This window comes from Synechococcus sp. R6-5 (genome assembly GCF_047461775.1).
In the GTDB taxonomy this organism is placed as follows: domain Bacteria; phylum Cyanobacteriota; class Cyanobacteriia; order Thermostichales; family Thermostichaceae; genus Thermostichus.
The window spans coordinates 1-13786 of sequence record NZ_JANSHV010000193.1 but is presented as its reverse complement, the minus strand read 5'-3'; the positions used below and the strand labels follow the sequence as shown (position 1 = coordinate 13786).

Genomic DNA, 13786 nt, shown 5'->3' with positions numbered 1-13786 from the left:
AGCAGTGTTCAGCGTAAATGTATCAGTTATGGGGATGTCCCAGCTCACCGCAGCAGAGCTGCCCCCCAGCCAAATAGCCCATCCACCAACAGGGTATTCAGCACTGCTCCCGCAAATGCCCAATGGTGCAAGCGGCGGGATCCCTGGACTCTCCACAATCCAACACCCAGCAACAGAAGGCCCAAGCCGATGCCCCAACCCAGGCCCCAGGGGGTAGCCATTTTGTCGAGGGCCGCCCTAAAAGGGACAACCGCCTGCTCCAACCGGTCAAACTGCATCGCCTGCCGCCACTCAGGCAGCAGCCCCACCGAGTGAATGTAGAGATCTGTAACCGCCGTACCCCACAGGGAGCCGAGATAAAACCAGGTACCGATGCGGGCAAACCGTCGCCGTGTCCCCCACCAGACAATCGGGATCCCCAAGGCTTCCATGGGCATGTGCCAAAGAGGCTCAAAGCGCAGCCATCCCCAATACAGGGATCCTGCCAGCCAAGTCAGGGTAAAGCCGTACAGCAAATCTCCCCACAGGCGGGTACGGGGCTGGGAGTAGAGATGCAAGCTAAGGCCCAGCCAGCCCAAAGACATCACCAAGCTGACCCAAGGGGCATACCGCACCAGGGGCGCTTGCACAAAAACGGGCAGACTCACGAGCAGAGCTGCCACTCCCCCAATGGCATGGTGGGATCGAAAACGCCTTTGAGCCGAGAGAGGGCGGGGATCCAGCCCGGCCAAACGCTCAGAGGACAGCAGAGGCTCATCTTGGAGAGGGGGTAAAAAAGGTGCAGAAGACAAAATGCAATATTAAAAACCTTTACATCAGTTAACATAGCACCTTCTTTGCCCTTCCCTCTTCTCCCCAGCAGGAGCGGGGAAGCCTTGGGGGCCTGGCATTCTCTCTCCAGAGATGTCAGGGTGGGAAGGAGGTGCTGGCCGGAGGAAACTGTATGGACTTGTTGTTGGCAGGAGACATCGGGGGCACCAAAACCAGCCTCAGCCTTGTCAATGCCGAGGATCCCGAGCACAGCCTTTACCACTGCCGCTATGCCAGCCAAGATTACGCCAACCTCGCCCCAATGGTGGGAGAGTTTCTGGCCCAGGCTCGGCGGGAGCTGGGGCGAGATCCACAGCCTGCTGCCGCCTGTTTTGCAGTGGCCGGCCCCGTCATGGAAACAAGGGGCTCAGGGTCTGAGGGACAGACTGCCAAAGTGACCAACTTGCCCTGGGATCTGCAGTCGAGCCAATTGGCCGCAGAGCTGGGGATCCCGCGCGTAGCCTTGATCAACGACTTCAGCGCTGTGGGGTATGGCGTGCTTGCCCTCGGCGACCAGGATCTGGACACCTTGCAAGTGGGTGAGCGTCAACCGCGGGCTCCGATTGGCGTGATGGGAGCAGGCACGGGTTTGGGGCAGGCTTACCTTACCTGGGGAGAAGGGGGTTACCAAGTTCATGCCAGCGAGGGCGGTCACGTGGACTTTTCCCCGCGCACCCCTCTGGAGTGGGAGCTCTTGAGGTATTTGCAAAAACGGCACGGACGTGTCTCCACCGAGCGGGTAGTCTCGGGGCAGGGGATCGTTGCCATTTATCAATTTTTGCGGGATAGCCAGTGGGGCTCAGGAGAAGAACAGCTGCTGGCCCAAATTGAGGCTTGGGAAAAGGGAGCTAAGCATATTGACCCGGCAGCCCAAATTGCCAATGCTGCCATGGAAGCACGGGATCCTCTGGCGGTGGAGTGTCTGCGGCTTTTCATCAGCCTGTACGGGGCTGCAGTCGGGAACTTTGCCCTACACCTATTGCCGCGCGGGGGCCTGTTCATCGCTGGGGGGATCGCGCCCAAGCTCTTGCGCCTACTGCATCAAGGGGAGTTTTTGTCCTCGTTTTTGGATAAGGGGCGGATGCGTCCTCTTCTGGAGCAACTGTCGGTGCAGGTGGTGGTGAATGCGCAGGTGGGGCTGAGGGGAGCTGCTCGCTACGCCGCCAACCTTTGGTAGGGAGCAGCCGCTGCTACTGAGGTTGCCGCCCCGGCCCAGCAGGCGATCGCAGCAATCCCAATGGGTGCTGGAAAATCTCGCCCAGCTGCCCTTTGCCGGGATCCCAGACTTCTTCCTTGAGCCAGCAGATGGGTCAAGATGGGATTGCGCCTTTGCTTGGCTGGCCCCATACCGGAAAGCACTCCGCCTGGGGCTGCGCTATCCAACCGACAATGATTGCCACCACGCAGAGGGACTTCATAGAAACTTCATGGTTGATCCGATGAATCCAATCTTTTGGGCTTTGGGCATAGCTGTGCTGCTGGCTGTGGGCTTGGCAGCCTATCTGTTGACCGCTCGCAAATACGAGTCTCCCGCTTCCGTGGCCAAGTCTTACGACGAGTGGACTCGGGATGGGATCCTAGAGTTTTACTGGGGCGAACACATTCACCTGGGCCACTACGGCTCTCCTCCCCAACGAAAAAATTTTCTGCAGGCCAAGCACGACTTTGTCCACGAGATGGTGCGCTGGGGGGGGTTGGATCGACTGCCTGCAGGGACAACCGTGTTGGATGTGGGCTGCGGCATTGGTGGGAGCTGCCGCATCTTGGCCCGCGACTACGGCTTTGTCGTTACCGGTATCACCATCAGTCCTCAGCAGGTGAAGCGGGCACAGGAGCTGACCCCCCCCGATCTCAAAGTTGAATTTCGGGTGGCCGACGCCCTTGATCTGCCCTTCCCCGATGCCAGCTTCGATGTGGTGTGGTCCATTGAGGCAGGGCCCCACATGCCGGACAAGGCCCGCTATGCCCAAGAGATGCTGCGGGTGTTGAAGCCAGGGGGAATCCTGGTGGTGGCGGACTGGAACCAGCGGGACGACCGGCAAAAGCCCCTGAACTTTTGGGAGCGGCTGGTGATGCGGCAACTGTTGGATCAATGGTCACACCCTTCCTTCTCCAGCATCGAAGGCTTTGCCGAGCAGTTGGAGGCTACTGGCCTGGTGGCGGGACGGGTAGAAACCGCCGACTGGACTCAGGAGACCCTTCCCTCTTGGCTGGATTCCATCTGGCAGGGTGTTGTCCGCCCTGAGGGCTTTCTCAGGTTTGGCTTGGTCGGCTTGGTGAAGTCCTTGCGGGAGGTACCCACCTTTTTGCTGATGCGGCTGGCTTTCGGCACAGGGCTGTGTCGCTTTGGCATGTTCCGAGCGGTGCGGGCAGCTTGTGCTCACAGCCCCAGCTCGGACTTAGCCTGTTGGGCGGCCAGGAGCACCTCCGCATCCTCAGCCTGAGACCAGTCAGGATCGGCAATTTCGGCGTAGAACCGCTGGTCGTAGGGGCGGGTTTGCACCACCACCGGCATAGGCACGGCATGGCCCAGAATTAGGGCTTGCTGTTTGGAGTCCAACTTGGCCAGCACCGTTTTCAAGTTCTGGCTGCCCGCCACCCCTGTGAACACCGCCTCGATATCTTGGTCGTCGTTGAGGAGTGCCGTAATGCGAGTGCCCAACTGCGACATCACTTCGCTATCGATACTGGAAGGGCGTTGATCCACCACCAGCAGCGTGACAAAGTACTTGCGCATCTCGCGGGCAATGGTGCCGAAGATGGTCTGCTTGGCCGCCCGCGGATTCAAAAAGCGGTGGGCCTCCTCGATGGTGATGCACAGTTGACGGGGCCGGTCGAGGGGATTTTTGGATTGCAAGTACCGCTCCGTCTGGTGCACGTAGGCCTGGTGAATGCGGCGGGTGATGACGTTGGCCGCCAACATGTAGGAGAGCAGGTTGGACTGGGATCCAAACTCGATAACCACGTGAATGCCGCGGCTGAGGGCATCCAAAATCTGGCCGATGTAGTTGTGGGGCAGGGTGCTGCGGATGTACTTGAGGTTGTCAAGGCGGGTGAGCTTGCGCTGCAGGGCCATCATCGAGGCTTTGTTGCCCATTTTCTGTTCGCAAAACTCTTGAATCTCGGTGTTGGAAAGGCTCAAGAGGCGGCTGATCCAGTCGCGGCCAAACTCGTTGCGCAGGATAATGGCGTTTTCCAGGCTGGCTTCCGATAGGTTCAGCTCCTCTGCCAACAGGGCCAGATCCTCCACCTCGATCTGGTTGTAGGCGATGAAGAGCTCCTGCGCATCCCGCACCCCTCGCCGCCGGGTGGAATCAGGATCCAGGGTATAGATTTGTACCTGACCGGGAAAGAGCTGCCGCAAGCCCTTGACAGTGGTGGCGTGCTTGTCTTCGCTGGCCGCCTCCCAGCCGTACTCGGAGTGCATGTCAAAGATCAGGTTCACCGCCGCCCGTTTGCGGATGATACCGGCCAGGATCAGGCGGGCCAGAAAGGACTTTCCGGTGCCCGATTTGCCGAAAATGCCGTTGCTGCGCTCCACCCAGCGATCCAAGTCCAAACAGATGGGCACAGCCATGTCGAGGGGCTGGCCGATAGCAAAGTTGCGCCGCTCCGGGTCGTCTTCCCAGCCGAAGACGGTGCGAAAGTCCAGTTCCCGTGCCTCATACACTTGCGAAAAATGGGCGGGCACCGTTTTCACGGGCAGCAGCTCCATGGCGCCAGCGGAAGGGGGTTCTTGGCCGAGGGGAGCTGCCAACGCTTCTGGCCGTTCGGGATTGACCAGGGGATACAGCCTTTCCCCTTCCGTTTGCCGCGGCACCAACATCAGCATCGGGGTGAGGGCAATAATGCCGTAGGTGCCGGTACCGGCCAGCACTTCCCGCAGCAGGGTCTCTTCAGGACGGGGGGGGTTGACCAGGATCTGGGGGTTGCTGGTTTCTAGGGTAACGTCGGTGAGCAGGCCGAAGAAGCGGTTGCGCTGCCCCTGGATCACCACGAATTTGCCCACCCGCAAGTCTTCTACCGAGACACCGGGATTGAGGCGAGCTTCCAGCCCTCGACTCAGGGATCCCTGAATCACGGTGGCCAAAGGTTGAGGAGGGGTCATGGCGGTGAGGCTTGGGTTCCAGATGCCTTATTCAGTTGCCCATCTGTAAGCGGGCGCTGGTGCGGGGGGCGCCATCCTGCACAATCCAGGTGCGGACGATCTCCACTTCCTCCGGCGTCCAAAAGCCCAGACGGGACAGGGGCAGCCCGCGGGCCTGAATGTAAGCAATCTCAGGGGATCCGCCGCGAGCTTGGGGGCGGTTGGGGTTAATGGCGTTGAGGATGTAGGTGTGGCGGCTCGTCCACCGGGGATTGATCAACTCGCTATTGGGATCCCCGGGCCTGACATAGGCCATCGTGGCCTCATAACTGTCCAGCAACTGGGTGCGCTGCCGTCCTGCCGGCTGATGGCAACCCACACAACTGGCTTCTAGCAGCGGTTTGACATCCCGTTCGTAGGTAAATTGCGGTTCGGTGCGAAAACTCAGCTGAATGGCCTGCTCGAGGGGCAGCCCCTCTTGGGGAGAAAGCGTGAGGGTGTAACGGGTGCTAAAGCGCAAGGGATCCCGAGGCTTAAGCAACAACTCGTCTCCCTGCACATCAAAAATAACCGCTGCCGGCGGATCCAACTGAACCGCCAGACGTTGTAGATTGGGATCCAGTGGCCGATTGAATTGCAGCCGAATGACTCCATCCACAAAAACATCCTGCTGTTCGGGGGTAGGCTGGGAAGACACCCACTCCAAAAATGCCTGACTTTGAGAAGCATTCGACTGAGGCCAAACTTGCCGATGAGACTCGATGACAAAGAACGCTGCTGCCAACAACAACAGCCCCGCCCAAGTTCGCCACCGCCGCCAATGGCGAAAGACATTTTGTACGGTCGGAGTGTTCATTGCCGCAGACCCAATTTAACTGTTGTCAGAATAGCGAACTTACCCACACTTCAGCCATTGATGAGGTACAAACTGCCAGGGATCCCCAGCGGATCATGAGGATCCCTTGTTCTGAAAAGTAGAAAGACAATGAGCACCGGAGCGAAGGGAAGAGGTCGCTGCTCCCAAGCCCCTAGAGGCCGAAAGGAATACCAAAGGCTTTACCCAAGCTGAGATGAGATCACCAGCAGGGAAAAGCATCCAGGGAGGCAGCAAATCAGTTGACCCGCTCCAGCTTGATGTTGTGGTGGCCCAGCTTGATCTCAAACTCATCTCCGGGCTTGAGGCCCATCTTCTTGGTGTAGGCAGCTCCGATCAGGAGGTTGCCATTCTTATGAACCGAAACCCGGAAGGTAGGAGCGCGGCCACGGGATCCATTTTCGTCACTAGCGCCGAGATCCACGCCAACGGCCTTCAACAGGGCGTTGTTAAACTGCATCAGATTCACTCGCTCCTGACCATTCTTGGTGTAGGTGACATAACCACAGGCGCGAGCTTTTTCCTTGCGATCCGCATTTCCCATTGAAGTTACCTTGTCGAGGAGCTCTTGGCCAGTGAGTGGTTTTGGTTTACTGGTTGTAGCCATATCGAGATGGTTTTAGGGACAACTGTTAGTGTAGCCAGAAACAAACAGCGATTGCAATAGAGTTTGATCCAACTCTTCTTAATTAGAGGGAATGAGTGCGCGACTGCAATGGGATCTGAGGGCTGGTTGCGCAAAACAGCAGTGGGGAATTCCCTCTGAAGGCCAGAACCTATGGGGGAGACTTTGGCTGAAATGGGGAATGATAGGCTCTCAGGCCCTATTCTCGACAGGGTCATCCGTCCAAGTCAAAGTATCTTTGGGCGAGGGATCCCCGCTTTGCCGCCGGAATTGAGCAAAAGCAGGGAAACTGGAAACAAGGCTGTTTGCGTGTCACTCAATATGGATCCCTTTTGGTCGGGGCGGCGTCTCCTCATTGGGGTGAGCGGGGGGATTGCTGCTTACAAAACGGCAGCTTTGGTGTCTGCTCTGGTGCAGCAGGGAGCAGAGCTCAAGGTGGTTTTGACAAAAGCTGCGGAACATTTTATTTCTCCTTTGACTTTTGCCACCTTGTCCCGCCAGCCGGCTTTTACGGATGCCGCCTTTTGGCAAGCAACACGAGGACGACCGCTGCACATCGAGTTGGGGGAATGGGCGGAGGCTCTCCTCATTGCACCCTTGTCGGCCAACACCTTGGGCAAGTTGGCTCATGGGCTGGCGGATAACTTGCTCACCAATGTGGTTTTGGCTTCCCGGTGTCCGGTGGCGGTGGCACCGGCTATGAATACGCAGATGTGGAAGGCGGAGAAGGTGGCCGAGAATTGGCAGCGGCTACACCAGGATCCCCGTTTTTGGGCCTTGCCGACGGCCAGTGGCCGCCTGGCCTGTGATGCGGTGGGGGAAGGGCGCATGTTGGAGCCGGAGGCGCTGCAGGAGTATGTGCGGGCTTTGCTCTGGACAGGGGGGAAAAAAGATTGGCAGGGCAAGCGGGTGTTGGTGACGGCGGGGGGTACACGGGAGCCCATTGACGCGGTGCGTTTTATCGGCAACCCGGCCAGTGGTCGGATGGGAGTGGCATTGGCGGTGGCGGCGGCCTGCCGAGGAGCGACGGTGACGCTGGTTCATGGGCCGTTGGGGATCCCTTTTGATCCAGCGCCCTTCGCCATTCGGGCCATTCCGGTGGAGACGGCAGCCCAACTGGAGGCGGCTTTGCAGGCGGAATTTCCCCAGGCGGATCTCTTGTGGATGGCTGCTGCTGTGGGGGATGTGCGCCCCTCTCAGGTTTACGCGGGGAAGCTGCCCAAAGCCGATCTACCCCAGATGTTGCCGTTGGAGCCGATCCCTGACCTGCTGGCAGCTCTGGCCCGCCACAAACGCCCTGGCCAACGCCTCATCGGCTTTGCCGCCCAAAGTGGGGATCCCTTGCCACCGGCCAGAGAGAAGCTCCGCCAGAAGGGCCTGGATGCTATTGTGGCCAACCCCATCGACCAACCGGATAGCGGCTTTGGCAGCAGCCACAACCAAGGCTATTGGATCCCCCAGCAGGGAAGTCCAGAGCGGATCCCATTGGCAACCAAGCCAACCCTGGCCCACCGGCTGCTGGATCTGGCCCGGCAATTGGAGTTGGGCTACTTTAGTTAAACTCCCTCTCCCTCTGGAAGAGGGGCCGGGGGTGGGGGCTGTGCGGTACAGAACGCTAAACTTCCCGGAATAGCTGTTCGCGAACTGCCTCAAGAACCTGTGTAAAGCCACAGGGGCAAGCCCGAGGTGCTCGCTTCAAACTGCAGACGGGCCAAGGCTTCTGCTGCCGGCAGAAATCGAGACCAACCTCTGCGCCGCGGGAGCAGGTCGTAGAACTTCGCATCCGTCGGCAAACCCGCCAGCTCTGCCGCCCAAAGGCGGGCATCTTCTTCTGTGCCCAAGCGATCCACCACACCCAAGTGGAGGGCCTGCTCTCCGCTGAAAATGCGACCATCGGCAAAAGTTTTGACCACATTCAAACTTAACTTGCGGGCAGCGGCAACCGTCTGCACAAACTGGCCGTAGGTGATGTCGATCAACTCTTGCAGGATGTTTCGCTCTTCTGGGGTCAGCTCGCGATCAAACGAGAGAATATCTTTGTAGGGGCCAGACTTAATTACCTTAAATGAAATCCCCACCTTATCCAGGAGGCGTTCGATATTGTTGCCTCGAATGATCACACCAATGCTACCGGTGATTGTTCCTGGGTTGGCGACAATTTTTTCGGCTCCCATGGCAATATAAACCCCCCCAGAGGCAGCAATGTTGCCAAAGCTGGCGACAATACGGGTGCCCTTTTTCTCCCGCAAACGCAAGAGGGCATTGTAGATTTCTTGGGAGTCGGCCACCGTCCCACCTGGACTATCGATGCGCAGCACCACGGCAGGGATATGGTTTTCTTCCACCTCTTTCAGGGCCTTGAGAACCCGCTCGCGAGTTTTGCCATCAATAGCCCCTGCCACCTCAATGCGACCGATTTGCCGGCGCAAACCACCCAAGAATAACCGCTTCAGCATGGAAAAGAACTGGATAGGGATAAGTGCATATTCTGTATCATGAATGGCGGCTCATGGCTTGGTCAACCAGTTGCCTAGACGTTGCCATACACCGGGATCACCGCCCCTCGCAGATCCCGCGCTGCTTCTGAGACCAAAAAGGCGATCACCTGCCCGATGGACTCTGGCTTTACCCACAGCTCGGCTCGCTCGGATCCCATGGCAGCTCGGTTGGCCGGCGTGTCGATGATGCTGGGCAGGATGACGTTGGCCGTGATGTCGGTGCCTTGGGTTTCGGCGGCAATGGTGCGGGTCAGGGCCACCACCCCCGCTTTGGAAGCGCAGTAGGCGGCCAATTGCGGGCCCGGCTCCACCGCTCCTCGGGATCCCACCGTTACAATCCGCCCATAGCCCTGTTGCCACATTCTGCGCAGGCTGTGCTTGCAGGTCAGGAATGTGGTGGTGAGGTTGAGGTCGAAGTCGCGATACCAGTCCGCCAAGCTGTACTCGTGGGTGGGGCCCATGGCAAAGCCCCCCACCAGGTGGATCAGCCCATCCACGCGGGGTAGGTCGGCAATGACGCGGGCAACCGCCGCCTCATCTGTTAAATCCACTTGCACAAAGCGAACCCGATCCAGAGCATTGGCCGGCAGGCGCTCCCGCAAAATGGTGAGATCTTTCTCTTGGCGATAGGTCAAGGTCAGCTCTGCGCCGCTGGCCAGCACCACGGGAACCACCCCCAAACCCAGCCCGCCTGTGCCGCCGGTCAAGAGGATTTGCTTGCCTTGGTTGCTTTGCATGGATGCACCTGCATTGGCGAAAGGGATCCAGAACAAGATCGGGAAGGGACTTCAAAAACCCCAGAGGATGTTTGGGTTCGTCCAACTGAGCTTCCCTCTCTCACCCTACCCCGGTTCCTGCCCCTCTTGAAGAACAACAGCCCTTTTGGGCGCTTTCTCCAGCAGCAGGTCGCTCAAGGCCAGCCAGTGGGGCAGATCCAGCTCTTCGGCGCGGGCATCGGGGTTGAGGCGGAGCTGAGCCAAAGCTGCTGCAACCGCTTCTCGCTCCACCAAGCTTCCCAGGGCATTGACGAGCTTCTTGCGACGGGTGGAGAACCCCTGCCGGAGGAGTTGGTGAAACCAGCGGGGATCCCGGGCGGGGGTGGGGGCGGGGCGGGGGGTGAGGCGAATCACGGCAGATTCCACCTTGGGGGCGGGCTTGAAAGCGGTGGGGGGCACCCTGCAGATCAGCTCGCAATCGGCTAAATACTGCGTCCGCAGGCTGAGGGCACCATAGGCTTTGCTGCCGGGGCCGGCCTGCAAGCGCTCGGCCAGCTCTTTTTGCACCAGAAGGACAATGCGCTCGAATTGCCGAACCGGCTGGGCCGGGGATCCGAGCACCTTTTCCAAAATGGGGCCGGTCAGGTTGTAGGGGATATTGGCCACCAGCAGGCGGGGTTGAGGAGGCAGCGGCAGGCGGAGAAAATCTCCCTCCAGCAGGTGAAAACGGGGTTGGCCGGCGAACCGTTTTTGCAGCAGTCGGCACAGATCCCGGTCGATCTCCACCGCCACCACCTGGACACCCTGGGCCAGCAATCGCCGCGTCAGTTGGCCGGTGCCGGGGCCGATCTCCAGCACCCAAGTGGGATCCGCGTCTCCCTCTAGATCATTCAACTGGGCAGCCCGCACAATCGCCTCGTGAACAGCGGGATCCTTGAGCCAATGCTGACCAAACCGTTTACGAGGATAGGGCATGGGGGAATGTTCGCGCAGTGCTGCGCCGCAACCGAGAGGTACCCAGAGCGGTTGAAGGAGAAATGGCCGGGTGGGTCATCGCTGGACTGAGTTGGGAACAGAAATCAAGGTGGGATCCGCATCCTCAGGTCTATCTCGGGCGGGTTGAGCAGGGAGCGCCTCTGGGTTCGGATCCCCGCTCAGGAGCGGCTTGCGGTAGAGGGGCACCGTAAAGGTGACGGTGGATCCCAGCCCTTCGCCCAGGCTGTAGAAATTGATTTCCCCTCCCATCGCCTCCACCAGGCGTTGGCTGATGGCCAGGCCCAAGCCGGTTCCTCCATATTGGCGGGTGGTGGAACCATCCACCTGTGTGAAGGCCTGAAACAGTTTTTGCTGCTTTTCCAGCGATACCCCGATCCCTGTGTCGATGACGCGGATGCGGGCCAAACCCGGGTTGCCGGGCAGGATATCCGCTCGCACGGTTACCGAGCCCTTGGGGGTAAACTTGATGGCATTCCCCACCAAATTGAGCATGACCTGCAACAGGCGTTGGTAATCGCCCAAGAGCAAAATCTGATCCGAGGTGTTGGGCAGGTGGAAGCTCAGTTGTAGGCCCTTTTGGCTGGCCTGCAGGCTAGTCTTGGCCTCCACATCCTTAAACAAAGCTCGCAGGTCGCAGGGCTGGAACTCCAACTGCATTTTGCCCGCCTCGATCTTGGCGATATCCAGCACATCGTTGATTAGGGCCAACAGGTGCAGGGCAGAGCGATAGGCCTCTTGCAAAAAGTCCAGCTCCTCTTCGCGGTTTTCGGCCATCCCGTCCAGCACCAGCTTGATAAAGCCGATGATCCCGTTGAGAGGGGTGCGCAGCTCGTGGGAGGTGTTGGCCAAGAATTGGCTTTTCAGTTGGTTGGCCGATTCCGCTTGGGCACGGGCCTGCTCCAGCTCCTTATTTTTCTGACGCAGAGTTTGGTTGGCTAACTGCAAGCGGGTTGCCAGTTGGCGACTTTGATCCAGCAAAATGGCGTGGGCAATGGCTGCGCCCAGGTAGGTGGCAATGCTCTGGAGTACCTGAATGTGGCTTGGCTGCCAAACAGGAACCCTGTTCGGATCCAGCATTTCCAGCCAGAGCAGGCTGTTGGCGTAGCCCTGGTAAGACATGGCAATGGCCAGATGTCGCCCCGCCTCCACCGGTTCTTCCTGTCTGAGGGCCTGCAACAAATGGGGGTAATCTGCCAGCTTCAGGGTCTGGTGGAGCAGGGAGGGATCCCCAGGATGGCGGCGGTACTCGGCATTGACCGTGAGGGAGTCTTGCCCCACCTCGTAGAGGGCCATCAGGCAGCGATCTACCTCAAACAGTTGCCCCAACTGCTCCACGGTCTGCTGGCACAGTTGCCGGATATCGAGGGAATGCCGGATGTTGCGCACCAACTGCGTCGTGATCCCCTGTACCGGATCGGCCGGGAGAGCATGGGGCTGGCTGTTGGGGCTGCTGGTTCCTCCGGCCAACGCAAAAGGCGTAGCCCCCAGCAACTTGCCCACTGCCGCAACCGCCACCACCTCCCCTTCCATGTCCCGTACAGGGTTGAGAGAAAGATGCAGATGCAACTTGTAGCGGGGCGAGAGCACCTGACATTCGTAGGAGAGGGGATCCCCGCTTGCAAAGACCTGGTTGAGCTTGGCTTCGTACTCTCCAGCGTTGGCCACCTCCCAGATTTGCTGTCCGCTCACGATGTGCTGAGGGTGGATGCCATATTTCTCGGCATCTTCCCAGTAAAAACTCCAGAAGCGCCTCTGGCGATCCTGCGTGTAGAACATCGGAGTGGGTCGGAGGGCGCCCATTTGGGATGAAGCCACCATTGCGCTAGGGGAACGTAGGCCAAAACTCAGGTTTTTCCAGAGGAAGCCGGGCTGGCCGGATCAGAGGCCGGGCGGGTTAGTGGGGCAGAGTCCTTGTTGAGGCGGGCGAAGATCATGCGGCCTGCTGAGGTTTGAATGGCGCTGGTCACAACCACAGAGCGGGTTTTGCCCACAGAGCGCTGCCCTTCTTCCACCACCACCATGGTGCCGTCTTCCAAGTAGCCTACCCCTTGACCTGGCTCTTTTCCTTCGCGGGTGATCTTGATATCAAAGCTGTCGCCGGCAACATAGATGGGCCGCAGCGCCTCGGCCAACTCATTCACATTCAGCACCTTGACCCCCTGCAGAGCCGCCACCTTCTTCAGGTTGTAATCGGTGGTGAGCAGCGTTCCCCCCACGGTTTGGGTGAGGCGCACCAGCTTTTCGTCCACAGTGCTCAGATCCGGATAGTTGGCTTCGTGAATAACGAAACGATCGGGGTAGGCCTCTCGCAAAGACTGCAGGGTATCCAAGCCTTTGCGGCCCCGCTCTCGTTTTTGGGCATCGGCCTTGTCGGCAATGGTTTGCAATTCCGTCAGCACAAAGCGAGGAACCACCAGGGTTCCTTCCAAAAAGCCCGTCTCGATCAACTGGGCCACTCGGCCATCGATGATGGAGCTGGTGTCCAAAACCTTGGCGCTGGCAGCCACCACATTGCCCTCCGCCCAGAGGGCTGCTTGTAAAGCATAGTTGGGGTTAAACAGCCGCAGCAGCGAGGGGCCGTGGGTATCGGCCAGGCTGACCCCCAGATAGGCAAAGGCCAAGCTGAAAAAGACCGAAGCCAGTGGCTCGAGGAACCTGTTGAGTTGGGGAGGCAAGGGCAGCAAGTACACAGGAGCCATGGCCAGATTGGCGATCACCAAGCCGATCACCAACCCCACCGAGCGGCTGATCAACACGTCCGGCGGCAGGGAGCGCACATTGGCCTCGAAGCGACGGTAGCTCCAGCGCACCAGGGATCCCAAAGCCAGTCCTGCCAGCACGCCAAAGCCGCTGGTGACGACACGGGCTCCTTCCACATTGGCCCCCTGAATGGCGGCAGGAGGGAGCAAATCCAGGCCGTAAAACCCGAGACCAGCCCCGGCCAACATGAAGATCGCGATCAGTAAAGCGTCTAGCATAAGAAAAAAGACGGCCCTGCTGAGTGGGTGATGCTGCTGGGAATAGGCAAATCTGCTTCCTACTCATTCTAGTCGTCTGGTGTTGGAGGGATCCGGACAACCAAGCCAGCCCTCCCCCAGAAGGATTCAGACTATGCTGAAATCATAGCGATCCCTTGCCAGCTTGAGGGATCTGTGGAGCATGCCTCTAACCCCCAAAACC

Annotated in this window: 12 protein-coding genes; 3 read left to right on the top strand and 9 right to left on the bottom strand. The window is 59.1% G+C overall.

The annotated features are described in order from the left end of the window. Positions 1 to 44 precede the first annotated feature (44 nt). Positions 45 to 791, bottom strand: coding sequence for a DUF3120 domain-containing protein (locus tag NW818_RS10480; protein ID WP_414424512.1), 747 nt, complete (start codon positions 789 to 791; stop codon positions 45 to 47). A 152-nt stretch (positions 792 to 943) separates the two neighbouring features. On the opposite strand from NW818_RS10480, the gene NW818_RS10475 reads away from it, so the two are divergent. Together NW818_RS10475 and NW818_RS10470 are read left to right on the top strand one after the other, a co-directional pair. Then, positions 944 to 1987 carry a glucokinase gene (locus NW818_RS10475; protein WP_414344654.1) on the top strand — a complete coding sequence of 348 codons (1044 nt, stop codon included), beginning with the start codon at positions 944 to 946 and terminating at the stop codon, positions 1985 to 1987. Between the two features lie 262 nt (positions 1988 to 2249). Further along, positions 2250 to 3254 (top strand): methyltransferase domain-containing protein, encoded by a 1005-nt coding sequence (locus tag NW818_RS10470; RefSeq protein WP_414424511.1) that lies wholly within the window; start codon positions 2250 to 2252, stop codon positions 3252 to 3254. On the opposite strand, the gene NW818_RS10465 is transcribed toward NW818_RS10470, so the two are convergent. The 3 genes from NW818_RS10465 to NW818_RS10455 form a co-directional block, all read right to left on the bottom strand. Then, complete coding sequence (locus NW818_RS10465) at positions 3191 to 4918, bottom strand: helicase HerA domain-containing protein (RefSeq protein WP_414424510.1); 1728 nt, start codon at positions 4916 to 4918, stop codon at positions 3191 to 3193. The genes NW818_RS10470 and NW818_RS10465 overlap by 64 nt on opposite strands. A gap of 31 nt (positions 4919 to 4949) precedes the next feature. Next, positions 4950 to 5753: an Ig-like domain-containing protein gene (locus tag NW818_RS10460; RefSeq protein ID WP_414424509.1), complete on the bottom strand. Its 804-nt coding sequence runs from the start codon at positions 5751 to 5753 to the stop codon at positions 4950 to 4952. Positions 5754 to 6009: 256 nt separating this feature from the next. Then, entirely contained in the window at positions 6010 to 6378 is a 369-nt protein-coding gene (locus NW818_RS10455) for an AbrB family transcriptional regulator (RefSeq protein ID WP_011432615.1), read from the bottom strand. A gap of 339 nt (positions 6379 to 6717) precedes the next feature. Here NW818_RS10455 and coaBC point away from each other — a divergent pair, with 339 nt between their 5' ends. After that, positions 6718 to 7956: a bifunctional phosphopantothenoylcysteine decarboxylase/phosphopantothenate--cysteine ligase CoaBC gene (gene coaBC, locus NW818_RS10450; protein ID WP_414344656.1), complete on the top strand. Its 1239-nt coding sequence runs from the start codon at positions 6718 to 6720 to the stop codon at positions 7954 to 7956. Between the two features lie 89 nt (positions 7957 to 8045). On the opposite strand, the gene sppA is transcribed toward coaBC, so the two are convergent. The 5 genes from sppA to NW818_RS10425 all read right to left on the bottom strand — a co-directional run bounded on the left by sppA (position 8046) and on the right by NW818_RS10425 (position 13584). Then, on the bottom strand, positions 8046 to 8852 hold the full coding sequence (sppA, locus tag NW818_RS10445; protein WP_414424508.1) for a signal peptide peptidase SppA: 807 nt from the start codon (positions 8850 to 8852) through the stop codon (positions 8046 to 8048). 74 nt (positions 8853 to 8926) lie between these two features. After that, on the bottom strand, positions 8927 to 9631 hold the full coding sequence (gene fabG, locus NW818_RS10440) for a 3-oxoacyl-ACP reductase FabG (RefSeq protein ID WP_414424507.1): 705 nt from the start codon (positions 9629 to 9631) through the stop codon (positions 8927 to 8929). A 105-nt stretch (positions 9632 to 9736) separates the two neighbouring features. After that, the gene (gene rsmA / locus NW818_RS10435; protein ID WP_414424506.1) at positions 9737 to 10585 is read right to left on the bottom strand and encodes a 16S rRNA (adenine(1518)-N(6)/adenine(1519)-N(6))-dimethyltransferase RsmA; all 849 of its coding nucleotides are present in this window, start codon (positions 10583 to 10585) and stop codon (positions 9737 to 9739) included. 75 nt (positions 10586 to 10660) lie between these two features. Further along, complete coding sequence (locus tag NW818_RS10430; RefSeq protein ID WP_414391016.1) at positions 10661 to 12406, bottom strand: sensor histidine kinase; 1746 nt, start codon at positions 12404 to 12406, stop codon at positions 10661 to 10663. Between the two features lie 44 nt (positions 12407 to 12450). Continuing rightward, positions 12451 to 13584: a PIN/TRAM domain-containing protein gene (locus NW818_RS10425; protein ID WP_414424505.1), complete on the bottom strand. Its 1134-nt coding sequence runs from the start codon at positions 13582 to 13584 to the stop codon at positions 12451 to 12453. Positions 13585 to 13786: the final 202 nt, after the last annotated feature.